Consider the following 20,459-nt stretch of genomic DNA (forward strand, 5'->3'; position numbering starts at 1 on the left):
CGGGCAGGCCGCTAGCAGATGCGCGGCAGCGGGTCGCCGACGAGCATGTCGACGATCCGGGTCCCGCCGATGGACGTCTCGAGCAGCACCAGACCGGCCGGCTCGTCCTCGACGCGCCCCACCAGCGCCGCGCCCGCGCCGAGGGGATGCGCCCGCAGCGCGTCCAGGGCGGTGTCGGCGCGGTCGCCGTCGACCACGGCGACGAACCGGCCCTCGCACGCCACGTACAGCGGGTCGATGCCCAGCAGCTCGCACGCGCCGTTCACCACCGGCCGCACCGGCAGCGCCGGCTCCCGCATGACGATCGCCGCGCCGGCCGCCCGCGCCACCTCGTTGAGGACCGTGGCGACCCCGCCCCGGGTGGCGTCGCGCAGCATCCGGACCCCGCCGGGCACCGCGTCCAGCAGCGCCGCGACCGCGCCGTGCAGCGCGGCCGTGTCGGACGCCAGCTCCGCCTCGATCTCCAGCTCCCCCCGCGCGACCATGATCGTGACACCGTGCTCGCCGATCGGGCCGGACACCAGCACGGCGTCGCCGGGCCGCACCGCCGAGGCGCCCAGCGCCACGTCCCGGTCGAGCACGCCGACGCCCGCGGTGGTCACGTAGCAGCCGTCCGCCTTGCCGCGTTCGACCACCTTGGTGTCGCCGGTGACGACGGCGACGCCCGCGCGTTCGGCCGCCGCCGCCATCGACGCGACGATCCGCCGCAGGTCGTCGACGGCGAACCCCTCCTCCAGGATGAAGCCCGCCGACAGGTACAGCGGCCGCGCCCCGCACATCGCCAGGTCGTTGACGGTCCCGTTCACCGCCAGGTCGCCGATGTCGCCGCCGGGGAAGAACAGCGGCGACACCACGAACGAGTCGGTGGTGAAGGCGAGCCGCCCGCCGTCGACGGCCAGCACGGCGCCGTCGCCCAGCGCCTCCAGCGCCGGGTTGCGGAAGTGCTCCAGGAACAGCGCCTCCACCAGCGTCTGCGTCGCCTTGCCGCCCGCGCCGTGGGCCAGCGTGATGTTCTTCTCCCGCACCCGGGGGCGGTGCCGCCGCGCACGCTCGATGCGTTCGAGCACCTGCTGCTCCCGCGACAGGTGGCTCGTGCCCGGCTCGCTCATGGGGAGGACACCTCCCGCGCGCGCCGCCGCGTGAACCGCCCGAAGTTGTAGTACGCGGCGCAGGCCCCCTCCGACGACACCATGCAGGTGCCGATCGGCGTCTCGGGCGTGCACGCGGTGCCGAACACCTTGCACTCCCACGGTTTGAGCACGCCCTTGAGCACCTCGCCGCACTGGCACGCCTTCGGATCGGCCACCCGCACGCCCGGCACCTCGAAGATCCGCTCGGCGTCGTGCGCGGCGTAGGCGTCGCGGACGCGCAGCGCGGACTGGGAGATGAAGCCCAGGCCGCGCCACTCGAAGTACGGCCGCGGCTCCATCACCTCGCCGATCGCGCGCAGCGCGCGGGGATTGCCGTTCCACGGGACGACCCGGCCGTACTGGTTCTCCACCTCGGCCCGTCCCTCGGCGAGCTGCTCCAGCAGCATGGCGACCGACTGCAGCACGTCCAGCGGCTCGAAGCCCGCGCACACCAGCGGCTTGCCGTGCTCGCGGGCGATGAACTCGTACGGTCGGCAGCCGATGACCGTGGAGACGTGCCCGGGGCCGATGAAGCCGTCCAGCCGCAGGTCCGGGGAGTCCAGGATCGCCTTGATCGCCGGGATGATCGTCACGTGGTTGCAGAAGACCGAGAAGTTGGTCACGCCCTCGCGGGCCGCGCGCAGCACGGTCATCGCCGTGGACGGCGCCGTGGTCTCGAACCCGACGGCCAGGAACACCACGCGCCGGTCGGGATGGCGCCGGGCGAGGGACAGCGCGTCCAGCGGCGAGTACACCATGCGGATGTCGGCGCCCTCGGCCTTGGCGTCCAGGAACGAGCCCCGCCCGCCCGGCACCCGCATCATGTCGCCGAACGACGTCATGATCACGTCGGGGTGCCGGGCGATGGCGATGGCGTCGTCCACCCGGCCCATGGGGATCACGCAGACCGGGCATCCCGGGCCGTGCACCAGCGTGACGTTCTCCGGAAGGTGGTCCTCCAGGCCGTGCCGGTAGATGGTGTGCGTGTGGCCGCCGCACACCTCCATGAACTTGTACCGCCGTCCCGGCTCGCACAGCGCGGCGATCCGCGCGGCCACCGCCCGTGCCTTGCCCGCGTCGCGGTACTCGTCGACGAACCGCATGTCGTCAGCCGCCTTGTCGTCGGAGTCGCAACCCTCGGCGCCCTCGGATGGCCTCGGCCGCCCGCGGGCGCCGTCGGGTTCTCAGGTGTCAGGTGATGTCGGACTCGGTGAGCGCCGCCACCTCGTCGGCGTAGGCCTGGCCGAGCCCGTCGAGCAGGGCCAGCGTCGCCGCCGCCTCGGCCTCGTCGATCTTCGACATGGCGAAGCCGACGTGCACGAGCACCCAGTCGCCGGGGCGCACCTCGCCCTCGCCCAGCAGCCCGATGTTGATGGCGCGGCGGACGCCCGCCACCTCGACCCGGGCCAGGTCGGTCCGGTCCGGCAGGATCTCGACGATCTCACCGGGGATGCCGAGACACATCCGCCGCCCCTCCGCTCACATCCGCTCGATCTTGTAGTAGCGCCGCATCGCCGGGAACTCCTTCCACAGCAGCGCGAGCAGCCCGATGCCGCCCAGGGCGGCCAGCCACGTCCACCGCCGCCCCGTCTCCCTTCCGCCCCGTCGCCGTCGTTCGTGGCGTCGCCGCATGGCCCTGCTCCCTCCTCGTCCGCGGGCGCCCGCGCGCCCGCCTCGCCCCCGCATTCCGCCTCACCCCGGCGGCAGGTTCGGCATGATCGGCAGGATCGGCTGGTGCTTCTTGGGGTTCACCCCGGTCGAGCGCCGCGCGTCGGCGGTGCCGTCCAGGTAGTGCCCCATCTGCCTCTTCAGGGCGCCCTTCTTGTTGCCCTGGTGCACCCCCTTGGTGTGCGAGGGGGTGTCGGGCTTGACGTCCGGTTTGCCTACCCGGATCTCTGCCATCGTCGTCGCCTCCTCTCAGCTCGCCGCGGCCTGATGGCGGTGTGCGCCGCGGGCTCCGCCGCGCTCGCCGAGCCCGGCGAAGAACCGGTCGATCTCCGGCCAGACCTCCCGTCCTCCCGACAGTCCCTTCCAGGAGCCGCGGACGACGGCCACCAGCCGGTAGCAGTCGTCGATGGGGACGAGCCACTGCTCGTCGGCGCCCCGCACGGTGTTGACCAGCAGCGCCTCCACGGCGGGTCGCATCGACCGCAACGGCTCGCACGCCTCGACGACCCGTTCCCACCTGGCGGGGTCCACCTCGCATCGGGTGGCGCCCGCCGGGCTCGGGTAGTGCGCGAGGACGACGCCGTCCGGCCCGCGGACGAAGAACGCCAGCCCCACCGGGACGCCCAGCTCGGCCGCCGGCACTCCGCTCAGCCGGACCCGCCGGTCGGGCACCAGCCGGTAGTGGCCGCGGCCCGCCGCCTCGCGCTCGAACAGCAGCCCGCACGCCCGGCACGCGCACAGCAGGTTCCCCTGCCGTTCGTCGAGCAGATGGGCGTGCGCGTCGGGGATGTCGACGCCGCACAGGTCGCAGCGCTCGCCGGGCTCCCGGCCGAGGCCGTCCGCCCGCCTGATGACCCGCTGGAGCGCACCGGCCGTCATGTCGCCCCCTCGCCGGGAGCGCGGCGGGTGCGCAGCAGCGCCTCGACGGGCACGAACGCCGCCGGCGCCCCGGCCCGCCCGCCGCCGGCGGAGCCGTTCGGGGCTGAGTCGTCCGGGCCGGAAGGGACCTGCTCGACCGCGGACAGCTCCGGAACCGCCGCCAGCACGACGTCCTTGACGGCCGTCTCCAGCGTCCGCGCGGACGAGGCGCACGACCCGCAGCCGCCCGTCAGGCGCACCCGGGCCACATCGCCGTCGATACCGCTCAGCTCGACGTCCCCGCCGTGCGACCGCAGGTAGGGCCGCACCTCCTCCAGCGCCCCCCGCACCCGCTCCTCGACGGTCGCCGGATGCAGGCCGTGCAGGGCGAGCAGGTGGCCGACCAGCTCGTCGGCCGTGAGCGCGGCGGCCGGTTCGGGTCCCGTGCGGTCCATGACGCGGGCGAGCGCCTCGCCGTACACCTCGGTGAGCACGGCGACGGCGTCGAGCGCCGTCTCGGCGGTCGGCCCCGGCGTCTGCTCCAGGCGGGCCAGGAGCCGCTCCAGCAGCGTCAGGCGCTCGGCGACCGCCGTGTCGCCGAGCCGCCGCGGACCGCCGCCCGCGGGAGCCGCGGCCGGCGGACGCGGCTCCCGTTCGGCGGCGTGCGGCTCAACCATGGGCGGCACCGAACATCGGCGAGTGCAGTTTGCGCACCTCGCGGCCCTTGCCGAGGTACATGTGCACGCCGCAGGGCAGGCACGGGTCGAAGCTGCGCACCGTCCGCATGATGTCGACGCCCTTGAACTCCTCCGGCCCGTTCTCCTCGAAGATCGGCGTGCCCTGGACGGCGTCCTCGTACGGGCCGGGCGTGCCGAAGCTGTCGCGCGGGCTGGCGTTCCACGGTGTCGGCGGGTACGGGTGGTAGTTGGCGATCTTGCCGTTGCGGATCACCATGTGGTGGGACAGCACGCCCCGCACCGCCTCGTGGAAGCCGCAGCCGATCGCCTCGTCGGGCACGTCGAAGTCCTGGAAGACCCTGGTGTCGCCCGAGCGGACCAGCTGCAGCCCCTGCTCGATGAAGTGCATCGCCATCGCCGCCGCGTACGCCACGAAGTAGACCCGGGCCCGGTCGCGCTCCAGCGTGTTGGACCACTGCGGGATGCGCCACTCCAGCGTCTGCTCCGGCAGCTTGTCGCCCTTGGGCAGCATGATCTGCACGCTGGAGCCGGTCGCCTTGACGTAGGGAGTGTCGACGAGATTGGACAGCGCTGTCACGTACAGCCGGGCGAAGGGACCGCCGCCGGTGTCGAGCGCGAGGTGCCGCCCGCTGCCCGGGTCCAGCCAGCGCGGGCTCATCACCCAGCTGTACTTGTCCTCGAAGTTCCGCTTCTGCGGCACGGGAAGCGTGGTCTGGTTCCACGGGTGCCGCATGTCGACCGGGTTGCCGAGCGGGTCGTGGGTGACGAACGGCTCCTCGTTCACCCAGTCGTCGTAGTAGGAGCTGCCCAGCAGGATGCGCATGCCGAGGTTGATGTCCACCAGGTCGTTGGTCAGCAGCGCGCCGTCCACCACGATGCCCGGGGTGACGAACATCGCCTTGCCCCAGCGGTTCATCGTCTCGTAGCGGTAGTCGGTGACGTTGGGATTCTGGAAGGCGCCCCAGCACCCCAGCAGGATCCGGCGGCGGCCGACCTCCTCGTAGCCCGGCAGGGCCTCGTAGAAGAAGTCGAAGACGTCGTCGTTCATCGTGACGGACCGCTTGACGAAGTCGACGACGCGGATGAGGCGGCTGAGGTAGTCGGTGAACAGCGTCGGCTCCGGCATCGTGCCCACGCCGCCGGGATAGACCGTCGAGGGGTGCACGTGCCGCCCCTCCATGAGGCAGAACATCTCGCGGGTGACGCGGCTGACCCGCAGCGCCTCCTGGTAGAACTCGCCCTCGAACGGATTGAACGCCTCCATGATGTCGGCGATCGTCCGGTAGCCGTGCAGCTCCGCGTGCGGCGCCTCGGTGCTGCGCGCCCTGGCCAGCAGGCCCGGGTTGGTCTCCTTGACCATGGCCTCGCAGAAGTCGACGAAGACCATGTTGTCCTGGAACAGGGTGTGGTCGAACATGTACTCGGCGGCCTCGCCGAGGTTGATGATCCACTCGGCCAGCGGCGGGTTCTGGATGCCGTAGGCCATGTTCTGCGCGTACACCGAGCAGGTGGTGTGGTTGTCCCCGCAGATGCCGCAGATCCGGCTGGTGATGAACCCGGCGTCGCGCGGGTCCTTGCCCTTCATGAACACCGAGTAGCCGCGGAACAGCGACGAGGTGCTGTGGCACTCCACGACCTGCCGGTTCGCGAAGTCGATCTTGGTGTAGATGCCGAGGTTGCCGATGATCCGGGTGATCGGGTCCCACGCCATCTCGACGAGCTGGCCGGGTTCGGCGGGTGCGGGTCTGCGCTCCGTCGTGGTCATCCGCCCGATTCCTTTCGTCCCGTTCCGCTGGTGCCGTCCGCCGGTGCCGTCCGCGCCGCCGGCTAGGGCCGGTAGCGCGGGTCGTAGCCGCTGGTGAGCACGTCACGGTTGTGGTGCCACTTGGGTTCCCTGTTCGCCGTGCGGTTGGTGAGCGCGCGCAGGCGGCGGATGGCCGCCCCGTACGGCTTGATCATCATCGTGGAGAGGCTGCCGCCCGGCGGCTGGTCCATGAACGGCATGAACTTGTCCGGGAAGCCGGGCATGGTGCAGGCGATGCAGATGCCGCCCACGTTCGGGCAGCCGCCCAGGCCGCCCATCCAGCCCCGCTTGGGCACGTTGCAGTTGACGACCGGCCCCCAGCAGCCCACCTTCACCTGGCACTTGGGGGAGTTGTAGTCCTTGGCGAAGTCGGCCTGCTCGTAGTACGCGCCGCGGTCGCAGCCCTCGTGCACCGTCTTGCCGAACAGCCACTGCGGCCGCAGCATCGAGTCCAGCGGCGGCGGGGGCGCGGAGCCGGCCGCGTGGTACAGCACCCACGTCAGCGTCTCCATGAAGTTCTCCGGCTGGATGGGGCAGCCGGGGACGTTGACGATCGGCAGCGCCCCGGCCGACCGGAAGTCCCACCCGAGGTAGTCGGCCAGCCCCATGCAGCCGGTCGGGTTGCCCGCCATGGCGTGGATGCCGCCGTAGGTGGCGCAGGTGCCCGCGGCCACCACCGCCCACGCCCGCGGCGCGAGCATGTCGATCCACTGGTTGAGGGTCATCGGCTCGCCCGTCTCGGGGTCGTTGCCGAACGAGGTCCAGTAGCCGTCGCCGTTGATGTTCTCGTTCGGTATGGACCCCTCGATGACGAGGATGAACGGGTCCAGCTCGCCGCGCGCGGCCGCGCGGAACGGAGCGAGGAACTGCTCGCCGCCGACGGCGGGCGACAGCACCTTGTTGTGCAGGTTCACCTTGGGCAGCCCCGGGATGCGGCCGTTCACCACGTCCTCGATCGCGGGCTGGGCCGAGGCGGTCATCGAGACGGTGTCCCCGTCGCAGCTCATCCCCTCGGAGATCCACAGAATCGTGATCTCGTCGAACCCCTCACGGGTGGGGGCGGTCGCCTCCTGTGCCTGGGTCATGTGCGTGGCCTCCCCTGGATCCGGTCGCGGACACGGTCGTAGACGGCGGCCACCGGGGCCGCCAGCGCCAGCGCGGGCGGCCGGTCGGGGGCGGCCGGGTGCGGACGCGTGGGCGCGCGCTCCTTGGCACGCCGGATGTCCTCGCCGAGCGTGCGCAGGGCCTCCGCGCCGGCCCGGGCGCGGACCCTGGGCATGAGGTCGCCCTCCTCCTCGCGGATGTGCTCGGCGAGCTCCCTGCGCAGGCCCGCCACCAGCCGGCCGGTGCGCTCGTCGCCCTCGGGCAGCCGGTCCAGTTCGGCCAGCAGGCGTTTGACGGTCATGTGCTCCTGGAGGTGGCGGTCGATCTCCTCGTCCGCGTCCAGCAGCCGGCCGGCGAACGGGTAGAACAGCAGCTCCTCGACCGCGGCGTGCTTGGACAGCTCGCGCACCAGGATCTGCACCACGGCCCGCCGCTGCCGCTCCGAGGCGGCGGCGTGGTAGTCGCGGAACAGCTGCTCGACCATCCGGTGGTCGTGGGTGAGCAGGTCGATGGCGTCCATCAGGCACCCTCCCGGACGGGACCGTCCATGGTGATCGACTCCAGCACGACGTCGTCGTGCCCGGCGATCTCGACGTCGACCCCGCCGCAGCGGGGGCAGGCGACCAGGCAGGCCGCGTCGGCGACCGGCGACTCGGCGCCGCAGCCGCCGCAGCGCGCCGTCAGCGGCACCACCACCAGGTCCAGGGCGGCGTCCTGCGCGACCGTCCCCGCCGCCGCCATCCGGAAGCCCTGCTCCACGACGCCCGGGTCGACGGCGTGCCCGCCGACGCGCACGCGCACGCCGCGCACCCGCCGCCCGCCGGCCCGGCGCACCGCCGCCTCGACGATCGCCTCGCACATGCCCATCTCATGCATCCGCCCGCACCCCTTCCCCGGTCGTGTCCGTCCGCGCCGCCTCCGCGCGGGCCGCCTCCTCGCGGGCCACCGCCGTGACCAGGCGGACCGCCTCCGGCACGGCGTCGGCGACGGGCTGCGACAGCCCCATGCGCTCGTCGACGGTCTCGGGCCGGCACCCCACGACCAGCGCGCGGTCCACGGCGCCGCCGAGGTGGCGCAGCAGGCGCAGCACGGTCAGCGGGTCCATGCCGTGCCCGTCGACGACCGGTGCGCCGAGGCCGTCGGCGTCCGCCGCGGCGTCGCCGACATCGAGGACGGCCAGCGTGCCGGGCGGGCCGTCCAGGGGCACCGCGTCGACCATGATCAGCGTGTCGTGGCGGCCGTCGAGCAGCTCGTAGGCCAGATGCACGCCGCGGATGCCGTAGTCGGCGACGTCCACGGTGGCGGGCAGCTCCGCGGCGTCGACGCGGCGGACCACCTCGACGCCGAAGCCGTCGTCGCCGAGGAACACGTTGCCGATGCCCGCGACGAGAACGCGCCGCGGCCGGTCGGGGCTCATGCGTCCCTCCCCCCGCCGGCCAGCGGCTCGACCTCGTCGGGGCGGAAGTAGCGGAACCGGCCGTACCAGCGGTGCAGGTCCGCGCCGGGATCGTCCTCGACCGTCACGGCCAGGTGGCGGGCGCCGTCCACGTCCAGCAGGACCGCCTCGACCACGGCGGTCCGGCCCTCCAGGAACGCGTCCTGCGGGTCCGTGCCCTGGCCGCGCGGCCGCAGCCGCACCCGGGAGCCCCGGGACACCGGCACGCCGGACACCATGACGCGGTCGGTCTCCGGGGAGACCGAGTCGTCCGCGCCCGGATCCCACCACGGCGTCGACGGGCGCCCCGCCGCCATGTCGCCGGACGGGGCGTGGGCGTGCGGGACGGGCCGCCGCGACCGGATCGTGCCGTGCAGCCGCGACTGGACCGCCGGGGGCATCTCCTCGACCTGGTCCAGGATCCGCGCGGCCCGGGGATCGGTCGCCCGCGCCTCCCGTTTCTCGGCGTCGGTGAGGGTGCGCGTGCGCAGCGAGAGGATCTCGTCGATCTCGGTCGCGTCGTGCAGGTCGCCGGGGCTCTCCGGCGCCACGCGCGGGTGGTCGTACAGCAGGATCGGCGACGACAGCACCACGTCACGCCTGCCGGGCTCGCCCGCCAGGACCGGGAAGGTGTGCTGGTTGGTGCACGTGCGGACCGCGTCCGCCGCCCACGCCGGAGGCTCCAGAAGCGAGACGAACGCGCCGTCCCGCACGGCGAGCAGGACGTGCGAGGCGATCGGCGACACGCGCAGCGCCTCGTCCCGTGCCGCCTCCACCTGGAAGGTGTCGTTGACGTTCTCCACGCGCACCCGGAGGCGGAACAGCGGGGTCCGCGTGCGGCAGGGGACGGCCGACACCGCCAGCAGCGCGGTCACCGGCCACCGCCTGCGCACCACGCGTCCCACCGGGCGGCCCGCGTCGTCGGTCAGCGGCTCGACGTCCTCGCCCTCCTCGGCGTGCAGCGTGAGGTGGTGCTCCTCGGCGAGCAGCTCGCCGACGGAGAAGGCGGCGTCGAACTCCCTGGGGACCGCCTCGTCGAAGCTCAGTTCCGGCCGCGAACCCGCGTCCATGGCGTCGGCGGGCCGGTAGGACCCGTCCGGCAGCAGCCGTTCCACCGACCGGTGCTGAACCTGCAGGAACCGGATCCGGCAGTCGACGACGGCGTCGCCCGCGGCCTCCACCAGGCAGTCGGTCTGCTGCCACCAGGTCTCCGCGGACCCCGCCACGCCCGCGTCGGCCGGGCCGCGCGCCAGCGTCCACGTCCGCGGCGTGAGGACGCCGAACTGCCAGCGCACCCGGTTCTTGATGGACGAACGGCGGTACGGATACAGCAGATAACCCTCGTACAGGATCGCGTCGGCCACCGCCCGCGCGGCCTCGAATCCCGCGGTGGCGGCGCCGGCCTTCCCCATACGATCGTCCTCCGTTGCGCTGTAATTCGCCCGCGGACGGCAGGCGGGGACTTTTCCGGTATAGCAACGACGCTCCAAGGCGGGTAAGTGGCGCCGGACGATAGGTGACGAGCGCACCTAGCGGAATATGGGGGAATGCACGGCGGGACGGCGGGCAGACCCCAGCCGAGCCGAATTCCCGTCAGGAGGTCGCAGAGTGCGCAGAGAGGAAACGCGTCCGACGCTGGCCCGCTCCGCGGCCCGCGGGCTGGTCGCCGCGATGGCGATGACCGGCATCCGCACCGTCACCGCGGCCGTCGGCAGCTACGAGAAGAGCCCGCCCGAGGCCATCTTCGAGAAGCACGCCCCCGGTCGGATCCGGCGGCTGCCGCGCCGCCAGCGGGAGGCCGTCACCGAACTCGCCCACTGGGCGTACGGGACCGGCGGCGGTGTGATGTTCGGCCTGCTGCCCCGCCGCGTGAGGCTGCACCGCGCCGCCGGCCCCGTCTACGGCCTGTCGATCTGGCTGGCGTTCGAACTGGGAATCGCGCCGCTTCTCGGCGTCCGCCACACCCGCAGTCGCCCCGCCCTCTGGCGCGCCGTGGTGGCCGTCGACCACATTCTCTACGGAATCGTGGTGGCGGGCTGGCTCGCCCCCGAACCGTCGCTTCCGCCGGAGCCGTCGAACGAGAAGGAAAGCGCCGAGGATTCCTCCGGGCAGGAAATGACCTCCGGCACGGAAGCCCGGCGCAATTAGGCGGAGTGCCCACCGCGTCATCGGTACTCCTCCGACGTCCCGCACCTGCTGACCGCGTCGCGCGAAGACCACTTCCACGCCCTGCCCCTCCGCTGCCCCGCATGTGGTAAATCGCCAGGTCAGTGGGGGTGTGGCCGGTGAGAAGCGGCGCGGGAGGGGTACGACGCCCCCCATGATTCCGGCGGGGGGCCGATGAGCACCGCGCTCGCACTGGCGGCGGCCTGCTTCATCGGCGCGGGATTCGTCGCCCAGCAGCACGTCGCCTACCGCGAGCCGCTGGACGAGATGATGCACCTGCGGCTGCTCACCCACCTGATCCGCAAGCGGGTGTGGCTGCTCGGCATCGCCGCCATGGTCTGCGGCCAGGTGCTGGGCGCGCTGGCGCTGACCGGGGCCGACCTCGGCAGCGTCGAGCCGCTGCTGGCCACGAACCTGATCTTCGCCTTCCTGATCGCGCACGCGGTCTACCAGGAATGGCTGAGCCACGCGGCCTGGTGGGGGGCGGTGCTGGTCACCGGCGGGGTGACCAGCTTCCTGGTGTTCGGGCGGCCGCAGGGCGGGCAGGCGGCGGGCCCCACGTCGCCGCGCTGGCTGGCCGCCGGGGTGGTGCTGGCGCTGGCCGCCGGGCTGGCCCTGCTCGCCGCGCCGTGCTCGCTGCGGACCAAGGCCATGCTGTTCTCCGCCGCGGCGGGCATGATGTTCGGCGTCCAGGACGCGCTGACCCACGGCACGCTGCAGGCCCTGGGCGGCGGCGGCCTGGCCGCCGGCCTGTGGAACTGGCAGCCGTACGCCCTGGTCGCCATCGCCGTGGTGTCGCTGCTGCTGGCGCAGAGCGCGTTCGACGCCGCCCCGCTGGCGATCTCGCTGCCCGCCATCACCGCCGCCGAACCGATCGTCGGGATCGTCCTCGGCGTCTTCGTCTTCGCCGAACGCCTGCAGATGACCGCGGGCGCGCTCGCGGCCGAGGTCGCCGGGCTGAGCATGGTCGTGCTCGGCATCGTCGTGCTGGGCCGGGCCCGCTATCCCGGCAAGCCGGTGACCACGGGGGACGGTCCGTCATGATCATCGCGATCGTCCTCGCCCTGTTCGCCGCGGCGAGCAACGCCCTGTCGTCGGTGCTGCAACGGCGCGCGGCGCGCTCGGTCGCGCCGGGCGACTCCTTCCAGATGTCGGTGATGCTGAGCCTGGTGCGCGACACCGGCTGGCTCCTCGGCATCCTCGCGCTGATCGCGGGGTTCCTCTTCCAGGCCGGGGCGCTCACCGTCGGCCAGCTCGCCCTGGTCCAGCCGATCCTGGTGACCGAGCTGCCCTTCACCATGGCCTTCATCTGGCTGGTGCTCGGACGCAGGCTCGACCGCGAGTCCTGGATCGCCGTCGGCGCCATGACCGTCGGGCTGGCCGTCCTGCTCGCCGCGGCCAGCCCGGCCCACGGCACGCGGACGCCCCACCGCGTCGAGTGGGCGATCGCCATCCTGGTCACGGTCGGGGTGATGGCGTTCCTGGTGGCGTCGTCGCGGGGGGTCCGCGGCGCGCGCCGCGCGGTCCTGCTGGCGGTGGCGAGCGGGCTGGGGTTCTCCTTCACGGCCGCGCTCATGAAGGACGCCACCCGCGCCATCCCCGGCGGCGCGTCCTCGGTGCTGACGTCGTGGGCCCTGTACGCCATGGTGGCGGCGGGGCTGGCGAGCCTGGTGCTGCTGCAGGACGCCCTGCGCAGCGGCTCGCTGGTGGCCGTGCAGCCGGGACTCAACGTGACCGACCCGGTCGCCAGCATCGCCTACGGCGTCGGCCTGTTCGGCGAGTCGATCCGCCTGGGCGGCTGGGTGGTCCTGGAACTGCTGGGCATCGGCCTGATCCTCTACGGCAGCATCCACCTCGCCCAGACGCGGCCGCTGCGCGACCACGCCGGGGGCGGGGACGTCTGCGACTGAGGTCCGCCCGGCGCCGGCGCGGAAGCGCCGCCGAGCAGGAGCGCCTCGGCGGACGGCTCCGCGAAGAGGGCGGCGCCGGCGGCGACCAGGCGGGCGCGCTCCCCGGGGCCGGCCAGCCGGTCGAGCGCGGCGAGCAGGTCCCGCGGGCCGTCGGCGTGGACGCTGAGCCCGTCGCGCGCCATGGCCAGCGCGCCGTCGCGGCCGTGGCCGGGAATCGGCCGGTAGGAGATCACCGGCAGCCCGGCCGCGAACGCCTCCCGGCAGGTCAGCCCGGCGGCGTTGTCGACCAGCGCGTACGCGTCCGCCATCAGCGCGGGCAGGTCGTCGCGCCAGCCGAGGGCCAGGCCGGGCCGGACGGCGGCCAGGCGGCGTCGCAGCCGCTCGTTGCGGCCGCACAGGACGACGGGCAGGTACCGTCCCGAACCCGCCAGGACGCGGGCGGTCTCGGCGACCTCGCCGACCCCCCACGATCCGGCCGAGACCAGCACCAGCCGGTCGTCCGGCCGTACGCCGAGCCGCTCCCGGGCCCGCGGCACCGCCGCCGGACGGCCGGGCGGGCGGTGGAACGCCGGGCCGGTGAGCGGGGCGCAGCACGCCGCCGGACGGCCGGTCAGCGCGGTCACGCGCCGCGCGGTCGACGGGGACGGGCACAGGTAGCGGTCGTTGCCCGGATGCAGCCACATCCGGTGCACGGCGAAGTCGGTCAGCAGCACGGTGCTCGGCACGGCGAGCCGGCCGCGGCCCCGCAGCCGCCCGGCCGCCTGCGCGGCCACGTGGAACGTGGTGACGACCTCGCCCGGACGGCGGCATCCCACCAGCCGCCGCAGGCGCGCGGCGGCCAGCACCGTCAACGGCGAGTCCCATGCGAGGGCCCGCCGCTCCCGCCGGGCGCGGGGCGCGGGGCCGCCGCCGTCCGGTTCCCGGAGCGGCGGGGGAACGAAGAACACCCGGTAGATCAGCGCGTACACCCACGGCGCCGACCGCATCATCCAGCCGTACCACCGGCGCAGCCCGCCGCCCAGCCCGAGCGGCAGCAGGTCCAGCAGGTCCACCACCTCGGCGGCGCCGCCGGCCGCCGTGAGCCGCCGGGCCAGCTCGGCGGCGACGCCGTCGTGCCCGGCGCCCATGCTCGCGCTGACGATCAGCACGCTGTGTCGTGCTGGCGTCACCGTCCGGCTTCCCGCAGACTGGAGGGAATGGCCCGCGCCGCGCTCACACTCGGATTCACCGGCCTGGCCCTGCTGCACGCCGGGCCCGCCGCGTCCTGGCTGCCCGTCGTGCGCCGCCGCCTGCCGGGGCTGGCGGGCGTCGGCCACGCCGGGCACGTCGCCCTGACCTTCGACGACGGGCCCGACCCCCGGTCGACCCCGCTGTTCCTGGACGAGCTGCGGCGGCTCGGGTGCCGGGCCACCTTCTTCCTGCTGGGCGACATGCTGCGCCGCCACCCCGAGCTGGGCCGCCGGATCGCCGCCGAGGGCCACGAGGTCGCCGTGCACGGCTGGGGGCACCGCAACTCGCTGGTGACCCGCCCCGGCCGGGTGACCGCCGAGGTCGCCCGCGCCGCCGACCTCGTCGCCGCCGTCACCGGCACCGAACCGGTCTGGTACCGGCCCCCCTACGGGGTGCTGAGCGCCGAGGCGCTGGCGGCGGCCCGCCGTCGCGGGCTGCGGCCGGTGCTGTGGACGGCGTGGGGCAAGGACTGGACGCGCACGGCGACGCCGGCGTCGGTCCTGGCCACGCTCGCCCCCGGCATCCGGGGCGGGGCCACCGTCCTGCTCCACGACTCCGACTGCACCTCCGCTCCGGGTTCCTGGCGGGCGGCGCTCGGCGCCCTGCCCGACGTGGTGGCCCGCTGCGCCGACCTCGGCCTGCGGGTGGGGCCGTTGCGGGAGCACGGCGTCCGCTGAGAGGGCCGCCCGCCCACCGGACACGGCACGCGCCGGTCCGGTGGCGGTGCGTCACCACACGTTCCACCCGTCTGCCCGATGGACCGCCGGCCAAACCGCCGTCCGGCGGGCGCCCTAAAGTTCCGTGCCGCTCGACCGTCGTAGCAGGCATGAGGATTCCCCTGGTGTCGCGGCCGGGCTGGCCGGAGGGCGCCTTCGCCCTCGGGGCCCACCTGGCGTCCTGGAAGGCCGGGGTCGCCGCCCTGGCCCTGCTCGTGGCCGTTTTCGGCTATCGCCTCCTCGCGGAGCGGGCACGGCGCGAGACTCTTCGGGTGACCTATCGCGAGGCGCCGGGAGGGACCGTGGTCGTGCAGGAGGAGGGGCCCGGGGGCCCCGCGATGTGGGTCCGGATCGGTGACGGGCAGCGCCCGGAGCCGCCCGGCGGCGCGCGCCGTGCCGCCCTGCCGCCGCGTCGCCCGTAGCCGCGATGAGCGAGCGCGACCGCGCGGAGCTCAACGCGCTGTACGAGGCCGAGGCGCCGGGCCTGTACGCCTGGCTGCGCCGCCGGACGCGCGACGGCCCGCGCGCCGAGGACCTGGTGCAGGCGACGTTCGAGAAGGCCGTCGAGAACTGGGGCGATCTCCGGGAGGCCGGCCCCGAACGCAGACGCCGCTGGCTGTACACGACGGCGTACCGGCGGATGCTCGACGAGCTGGACCGCGCCGACCATGCCAGGGTGGTGCTGACCTCCGACTACGCGGGCGTCGAGCCGCGGGACGACACCGTCGAGCGGGAGGTGGTGGGCGGCCTGGTGCTGGCCGAGTTCCGCCGGGCGATCGACGGGCTGTCGCCGCGCCGGCGGCAGGCCGCCGAGCTGCGCTGGCTGCACGACCGGTCGAACCGGGAGATCGCCGGCGCGCTGGGCGTGAGCGAGGGGCGGGTCAGCCAGTTGCTGAAGGAGGCGCGCGTGGCGTTGCGCGAAGCGGCGGCGCGGGCGATGTACGCGGGCGAGAGGCCGGTCCTCCAGCGGGAAGGAGAGCGCGGTGAGTGACGTGACGGGCGCTCACGACGGCGACGGGCGCGAGGACGAGACCTTCGCGGCGCTGTTCCGGGAGGCCGAGGCGGCGCGCGAGCTGGAGGCGCGGTTCGACGTGCGGGCCGGGCTGGAGCGGTTCAACCGGTGGCTGGACGGCCGGGAGGCCGGGCCGCGGGAGCGGGAACGGCTGGGCGCCCACCTGGCGGCCGCCGTCGAGGCGCTGGAAGGGGACTGGGACGCGCCCGGCGGCGCCATCGGCCGCAGCGGCCCGCTCACGGTGACGGTGACGGCGCGCGGCGCCGAGATCCGGGTGAGGGCGGAGCCCGGCGCGGTGCGGGGGCTGCCGCTGGCGCTGGTCGAGCGGGGCGTCACGCATCTGGGCAGGCTCGACGCGTCGGGCGAGGCGTCGTTCACGGTGCGGCGGGCGGAGGGGGCGCGGCTGGCGGTGCCGGGCGCTGTCACGGTCCGCTCCGGCCGCGCCGAGGCCGAGGCGCTGCGGGTTCCGGCGGCGGCGCGTTTCGTGGCCGCCGACCACGGCGACGCGGGCGGCACGGCGGCGCGGCTGCCCGGCGGCCAGACCGTCACGGTGACCGAGAAGCGCAACCGCGCCACCGGGCGGATGTCCACCGCGCTCGTCGCGCGGTCGGACGCCGAGGCCGACGCGGACGCGGTGCTGGTGGTCAGCCTCGCCGGGCAGCCGCTGGCCGTGCCGCTGGTGTGGCGCGCGGCCACCGGCAGGGCGAGCGGCGAGCTCAGGCTGGGGCCGCCGTCCGGGCCGCTCGCGCTGGCCGTGGTGCCCGAACCGGTCCGCGACCCCGCCCGGCTCGACGCCGGCCTGCTGGCCCGGTCCCTGGAACGGGCGGCGGATCCGGCCACCCGCGAGGCCCTGCGCAGGCTCCTGGACCGGGGATGAGGGCCCGGCGGCTCGCCGCGGCGGCCTGGCGGGACGGCCGGGCCTGGGTGCCGCGCCCGCGCCGGCTCCCGCGCCGCCGCGTGACGATCCCGGTCACGGTGGCGCCGGACGCGGCCGGTGAGCAGGCCCAGGTCTGGGACCTGGTCCTGCGGTACCGGGGCCCCGCCACCCGGCGGCACAGGCGGCCGGGCCCGCCGGCGCCGCTGCTGCCCGCCGCCGGCCAGGCGGATCCGGGCGACGAGGACTTCCGGCGCGCGGCCGCCGACGCCTGGAAGTGGGCGTCCGCCCAGCCGCGATACCCGGGCGGCGGGACGGTCACCTGGCGTCTGCGCGTCCCCGCGGACGGTCCCGGCGCGCCGCCCGAGGTCGGCGGCGGATCGGCGGGGGCGGCGTTCGCCGTGGGCCTGGCGTACCTGTTCGGGCTGACCCGGGCCACCCGCGGCCGGCTCGACCGGCGCGCGGTCGTCAGCGCCCTGGTCGACCCGTCCGGGCTGCTCGGCCCGGTCGGGCGGCTGGAGTCCAAGGCCGCCGCCGTCCGGGCGGCCGGGGGCCGCCTGGTGGTCGCCGCGGCGGCGGCCGAGGAGGCCCGCGCCGCCGGGGTCGGCGGGCGCCCGCCGGTGGTCCCGGTCGCGACGGTCCCCGAGGCGGTGCGCGAAAGCCGCGTCCCGCGACGCCCCTGGCCCCCACTGGCGCTGCTGGCCACGGTCGCGCTGCTGGCGACGTCGGGCTGCCTGGGCCAGCTGTACCGGCAGCGGGAGGAGGCGCGGCAGGACGGGACGGTGCGGCGGCTCGTCAACCAGTCCTTCGCCGAGGCGACGGGCGAGACCGAACGGGCGGCGACCGCGGCGCTGCGGGCCCGCCGCCTGGACCCCGGCTCCACCGACACCTGGCGGGCGCTGGTACGGATCGCCGCCGCCGACCCGCGCCTGACCCGCGTCATCCCGACCGGGCGGCCGGTCGGCCACCTCGCCTACAGCCCCGACGGCGCCCTGCTCGTCAGCGCGTCCGACGGGGTGGTCACCGCACGCGACGCCGACACCGGGAAGGTCACCGCCACCAGCGGGCCGCTCGGCGGGCCCGTCACGGCGCTGGGCTTCCTGCCGGGCGGCCACGACGTCCTGCTCGGCACCGGCACCGGCGCGCTGCTGGCCTGGCGTCCCGGCGGGGCGGCGCGGCGGATCGGGACGGCGCCCGGCGGCGCGATCACGGCGGTCGCCGCCGCCCCGGACGGCACGCGCGTCGCCTACGGGGTGCGCGGGCAGGGCGTGTGGGTGCGGCCGGTCGCGCCGGACCGCCCGGCGACCCGGATCACCACCACCGCGCCGACCGCCGTGGCCTTCCCCGGTTCCCGCAGCGTCGTCGTCGCGAGCGCCGGAGCCCGGCCCGGCGACCCCGTCCTGCGGGCGTTCCCCAGCGACGGCACCGGACGGGCGCGCGTGCTGATCAAGAAGAGGTTCGCGTTGTTCCGGGGCGGCGTCACGGCACTGGCGGTGAGCCCGGACCGCAGGCTGCTGGTCAGCGCCGACATCCAGGGCGGCGTGCGCGCCTACGACACCGCGACCCTGGCCGAGCGGTACCGTCCGGTCGACCTGAAGGGCGGCGTGTACGCGGTCGCGGTCGGCTCCGACGGCCGGACGGTCGTGACGGCGGGCCACTCGTTCCCCCTGTCGGGCGGCTCCGCCACGACCGACGAGAACGCCGACGTGTCGGTGACGGACCTGCGCACCGGCCGCCCGGTGGGATACGCGCTGCAGGGCCGGCGCCAGCTCACCTCGCTGACCAGCGTCCTCGCGGTGCGCCCCGGCACCGGCCAGATCGCCGTCGCCACCGGCTCGGGCGCGATCACCCTCTGGCGGCCGCCGCGCGCCCCCGACCCGGCGGGCCCCGTCTGGACCGCCCTGCCCGACCCGGCCGACAGGACGGCCGTCCTGCTGTTCCACCAGGACGGCCGGGTGGTGAGGGAACGGCCCGGCTCCGGGCGCGGGGCGGTCGCGGCGCGCCTGGGCGGGCACGACGGGGTGCTGACCGCCCGGTTCTCCCCGGCCGGCGACCTGCTGGCGGTGGGGCACTGGGACGGCACCGTGACGCTCTGGCGCTACCCGGGGATGTCTCCGGCGGGGACGCTGCCCGCCCCGGCCGGCGACCCGTACCGGGTCTACCGGCTGGCGTTCTCGCCCGACGGGCGCGTGCTGGCCGCGGGCGGGCCGTCGGGCGTCGTCCACCTGTGGCGGCCGGGCGCCCGGAAACCGTGGCTGCGGCTCGATCCGCCGCGCCCGTCCCCGCTGGCCGCGCTGGCCTTCCTGCCCCGCTCCGGCGACCTGGTGGTGACCCGCCGTGACGGTCTGGTCCAGGCGTTCCGGCCGGGCGCCACCAGGCCCGTCCGGCAGACCGCGATGCCCAACGACGCCGGGGTGGTGCTGCCCGCCCCGGACGACGGGATGATCATGGGGTTCGGCGTCGGCTCCTACGCCCGCTACGGCGCGGACCTGGCCGTCCGCACGCGGTTCACGGCCCGTCACGACGCCAACGTGCTGGACGCGGCGCTGTCGCCGGACCGGGCGCTGGTGGCGAGCGCCGGGATGGACGGCCAGGCGCTGCTGATCGACGGCGCGAGCGGCGCGGCCGTCGCGGCGATGCCCGGCGTCGAGGCCGACGCGGACAAGGAAGAGGACGCCTCCGCGGGCTCCTACGTGTCCGCCGCCTTCACCGGCGACGGCCGGTACGCCGTGTTCGGCACCTACCGAGGGCACGCCGAGGCCGTCGCGCTGTCCGAAGCCGACGTCACGCGCCGCGTCTGCGGCCTCGCCGGGAGACCCGCGCCCGCGCCGGACGCGCCCGAGGGGGAGTGCGGATGACCGGGGAGCCCGCGGCGGAACGGCCGCTCGACGACCTGACGGCCCGTCTCACGCGCCTGACCGACCTCCACGAGGACCCCGCCGCCGAAGACGAACGCGACCGCCTGATCACCGCGCTGCTGGGCGGCCTGTGGGTGGCGGCGTGCCGGGACGCGGCCGAACGCGACCACCCGTTCCTGGACGACTCCGAGGACGAGGACGCCCCTGCGCACGCCCCGCGCGAACTCGCCTTCGCGCTGTTCGCCGAGGAGGGCGAGGAGGTCGCCGCCCGCGCCCGCGCGATCCTCACGGCGGCCCGCGCCGCCCGCGCCCACCTGCACCACGGCGCAACCGGCGCCGACCGCCGGCTCGCCGAGGCGCGCCGATGGTGGGCGCTGTCCGACCCGGAGAGCGACGCCGCGGGAACGCCGGCCGACGACCTGGTGGACTGGCTGCGCGGCGCCCCCGCCGTCCCGCTCCGCTCCATCCGCGTCCCAGTGCTGCTGCACGAGGGCGACCCGGACGAACTCGGCGTCGGCGCCCTGATCCTCGACGAGGTGGCAGACGACCTCAGCCGCGTCCTGCCCGACCCCGCGACCATGGCGTTCGCCTCCGCACGACGCGTCCTGGACGCCGGGCTCGGCACCGCGTTCGCCTGGGCGCGCGGGCGTGAGGACGCCCCGGCCGGGACGGGGGTGCGCTGGCGGCTGCTGACCGAGGCCGGAACCCCGGCGCTGGACGCCCCGGGCCTCGAAGCCGGGGCGGCGGCCGCGGCCGGATTGGCGTGGCTGTGGCGGCGCTCCCCGATCCCGAAGCGGTGGCGGCGCACCGGCTGGCCGCACGCCGGCTCGCTGGTGCACGCGCGCCTGGACGCGAGCGGACGGCTGCTGCCCGTCCCCGGCCTGGAAGACGTCGCGGCCGGGGTGGTCGGGCGCGGGGTCGGCCTGGTCGTGGCGGACCAGGAGGCCGGCCGGGTCCGCGCGGCGGCCGGGCCGCCCCGCCGCCGGGTGGCCGCCG

Annotated in this window: 23 protein-coding genes; 9 read left to right on the plus strand and 14 right to left on the minus strand. The window is 75.3% G+C overall.

The window, feature by feature from the left end; genetic code table 11:
• Positions 1 to 11 precede the first annotated feature (11 nt).
• The 13 genes from hypE to ABD811_RS40350 all read right to left on the minus strand — a co-directional run bounded on the left by hypE (position 12) and on the right by ABD811_RS40350 (position 10,109).
• Positions 12 to 1,109 carry a hydrogenase expression/formation protein HypE gene (gene hypE, locus ABD811_RS40290; RefSeq protein ID WP_344958382.1) on the minus strand — a complete coding sequence of 366 codons (1,098 nt, stop codon included), beginning with the start codon at positions 1,107 to 1,109 and terminating at the stop codon, positions 12 to 14.
• Positions 1,106 to 2,233, minus strand: a complete 1,128-nt coding sequence (gene hypD, locus ABD811_RS40295; protein ID WP_344958384.1) for a hydrogenase formation protein HypD — start codon at positions 2,231 to 2,233, stop codon at positions 1,106 to 1,108. Before hypD ends, hypE begins: the two co-directional genes overlap by 4 nt.
• An 88-nt stretch (positions 2,234 to 2,321) precedes the next feature.
• Positions 2,322 to 2,594: a HypC/HybG/HupF family hydrogenase formation chaperone gene (locus ABD811_RS40300; RefSeq protein WP_344958386.1), complete on the minus strand. Its 273-nt coding sequence runs from the start codon at positions 2,592 to 2,594 to the stop codon at positions 2,322 to 2,324.
• A 15-nt stretch (positions 2,595 to 2,609) separates the two neighbouring features.
• Positions 2,610 to 2,762: a DUF6893 family small protein gene (locus ABD811_RS40305; protein ID WP_344958388.1), complete on the minus strand. Its 153-nt coding sequence runs from the start codon at positions 2,760 to 2,762 to the stop codon at positions 2,610 to 2,612.
• A 60-nt stretch (positions 2,763 to 2,822) separates the two neighbouring features.
• Positions 2,823 to 3,032: a hypothetical protein gene (locus ABD811_RS40310; RefSeq protein WP_344958390.1), complete on the minus strand. Its 210-nt coding sequence runs from the start codon at positions 3,030 to 3,032 to the stop codon at positions 2,823 to 2,825.
• A 15-nt stretch (positions 3,033 to 3,047) separates the two neighbouring features.
• The gene (locus ABD811_RS40315; protein WP_344958392.1) at positions 3,048 to 3,677 is read right to left on the minus strand and encodes a DUF5947 family protein; all 630 of its coding nucleotides are present in this window, start codon (positions 3,675 to 3,677) and stop codon (positions 3,048 to 3,050) included.
• Positions 3,674 to 4,333: a NifU family protein gene (locus tag ABD811_RS40320; RefSeq protein WP_344958394.1), complete on the minus strand. Its 660-nt coding sequence runs from the start codon at positions 4,331 to 4,333 to the stop codon at positions 3,674 to 3,676. The genes ABD811_RS40315 and ABD811_RS40320 overlap by 4 nt, the downstream gene beginning before the upstream one ends.
• A complete protein-coding gene (locus ABD811_RS40325; RefSeq protein ID WP_344958396.1) occupies positions 4,326 to 6,119 on the minus strand; it encodes a nickel-dependent hydrogenase large subunit in 1,794 nt (597 codons plus the stop codon). Before ABD811_RS40325 ends, ABD811_RS40320 begins: the two co-directional genes overlap by 8 nt.
• A gap of 62 nt (positions 6,120 to 6,181) precedes the next feature.
• On the minus strand, positions 6,182 to 7,243 hold the full coding sequence (locus ABD811_RS40330; RefSeq protein ID WP_344958398.1) for an NADH-quinone oxidoreductase subunit B family protein: 1,062 nt from the start codon (positions 7,241 to 7,243) through the stop codon (positions 6,182 to 6,184).
• Entirely contained in the window at positions 7,240 to 7,782 is a 543-nt protein-coding gene (locus ABD811_RS40335) for a hemerythrin domain-containing protein (RefSeq protein ID WP_344958400.1), read from the minus strand. Before ABD811_RS40335 ends, ABD811_RS40330 begins: the two co-directional genes overlap by 4 nt.
• Positions 7,782 to 8,138, minus strand: coding sequence for a hydrogenase/urease maturation nickel metallochaperone HypA (locus ABD811_RS40340; RefSeq protein WP_344958402.1), 357 nt, complete (start codon positions 8,136 to 8,138; stop codon positions 7,782 to 7,784). The genes ABD811_RS40335 and ABD811_RS40340 overlap by 1 nt, the downstream gene beginning before the upstream one ends.
• On the minus strand, positions 8,131 to 8,679 hold the full coding sequence (locus ABD811_RS40345) for a hydrogenase maturation protease (protein WP_344958404.1): 549 nt from the start codon (positions 8,677 to 8,679) through the stop codon (positions 8,131 to 8,133). The genes ABD811_RS40340 and ABD811_RS40345 overlap by 8 nt, the downstream gene beginning before the upstream one ends.
• Entirely contained in the window at positions 8,676 to 10,109 is a 1,434-nt protein-coding gene (locus tag ABD811_RS40350; protein ID WP_344958406.1) for a hypothetical protein, read from the minus strand. The genes ABD811_RS40345 and ABD811_RS40350 overlap by 4 nt, the downstream gene beginning before the upstream one ends.
• 196 nt (positions 10,110 to 10,305) lie before the next feature.
• On the opposite strand from ABD811_RS40350, the gene ABD811_RS40355 reads away from it, so the two are divergent.
• The 3 genes from ABD811_RS40355 (at position 10,306) to ABD811_RS40365 (ending at position 12,773) form a co-directional block, all read left to right on the plus strand.
• Positions 10,306 to 10,845 (plus strand): hypothetical protein, encoded by a 540-nt coding sequence (locus ABD811_RS40355; RefSeq protein ID WP_344958408.1) that lies wholly within the window; start codon positions 10,306 to 10,308, stop codon positions 10,843 to 10,845.
• Positions 10,846 to 11,037: 192 nt separating this feature from the next.
• Positions 11,038 to 11,907 (plus strand): DMT family transporter, encoded by an 870-nt coding sequence (locus ABD811_RS40360; protein ID WP_344958410.1) that lies wholly within the window; start codon positions 11,038 to 11,040, stop codon positions 11,905 to 11,907.
• A complete protein-coding gene (locus ABD811_RS40365; protein ID WP_344958412.1) occupies positions 11,904 to 12,773 on the plus strand; it encodes a DMT family transporter in 870 nt (289 codons plus the stop codon). The genes ABD811_RS40360 and ABD811_RS40365 overlap by 4 nt, the downstream gene beginning before the upstream one ends.
• Here the strand turns inward: ABD811_RS40365 and ABD811_RS40370 are convergent.
• Positions 12,701 to 13,942 carry an MGDG synthase family glycosyltransferase gene (locus ABD811_RS40370; protein WP_344958414.1) on the minus strand — a complete coding sequence of 414 codons (1,242 nt, stop codon included), beginning with the start codon at positions 13,940 to 13,942 and terminating at the stop codon, positions 12,701 to 12,703. The two genes, ABD811_RS40365 and ABD811_RS40370, sit on opposite strands and share 73 nt — an antisense overlap.
• Before the next feature lie 27 nt (positions 13,943 to 13,969).
• On the opposite strand from ABD811_RS40370, the gene ABD811_RS40375 reads away from it, so the two are divergent.
• From ABD811_RS40375 to ABD811_RS40400, 6 genes are all read left to right on the plus strand, one after another.
• Positions 13,970 to 14,680, plus strand: a complete 711-nt coding sequence (locus tag ABD811_RS40375; RefSeq protein WP_344958416.1) for a polysaccharide deacetylase family protein — start codon at positions 13,970 to 13,972, stop codon at positions 14,678 to 14,680.
• A gap of 149 nt (positions 14,681 to 14,829) precedes the next feature.
• A complete protein-coding gene (locus ABD811_RS40380; RefSeq protein ID WP_344958418.1) occupies positions 14,830 to 15,141 on the plus strand; it encodes a hypothetical protein in 312 nt (103 codons plus the stop codon).
• 5 nt (positions 15,142 to 15,146) lie between these two features.
• Positions 15,147 to 15,710 carry an RNA polymerase sigma factor gene (locus ABD811_RS40385; RefSeq protein ID WP_344958420.1) on the plus strand — a complete coding sequence of 188 codons (564 nt, stop codon included), beginning with the start codon at positions 15,147 to 15,149 and terminating at the stop codon, positions 15,708 to 15,710.
• Positions 15,703 to 16,608 (plus strand): hypothetical protein, encoded by a 906-nt coding sequence (locus ABD811_RS40390; protein WP_344958422.1) that lies wholly within the window; start codon positions 15,703 to 15,705, stop codon positions 16,606 to 16,608. The genes ABD811_RS40385 and ABD811_RS40390 overlap by 8 nt, the downstream gene beginning before the upstream one ends.
• Entirely contained in the window at positions 16,605 to 19,463 is a 2,859-nt protein-coding gene (locus ABD811_RS40395) for a WD40 repeat domain-containing protein (protein ID WP_344958424.1), read from the plus strand. The genes ABD811_RS40390 and ABD811_RS40395 overlap by 4 nt, the downstream gene beginning before the upstream one ends.
• A partial coding sequence (locus tag ABD811_RS40400; protein ID WP_344958426.1) for a hypothetical protein occupies positions 19,460 to 20,459 on the plus strand: 1,000 nt, incomplete at its 3' end. The genes ABD811_RS40395 and ABD811_RS40400, both read left to right, overlap by 4 nt.

The organism is Actinomadura miaoliensis (assembly GCF_039536785.1).
Classification (GTDB): Bacteria; Actinomycetota; Actinomycetes; order Streptosporangiales; family Streptosporangiaceae; genus Spirillospora; species Spirillospora miaoliensis.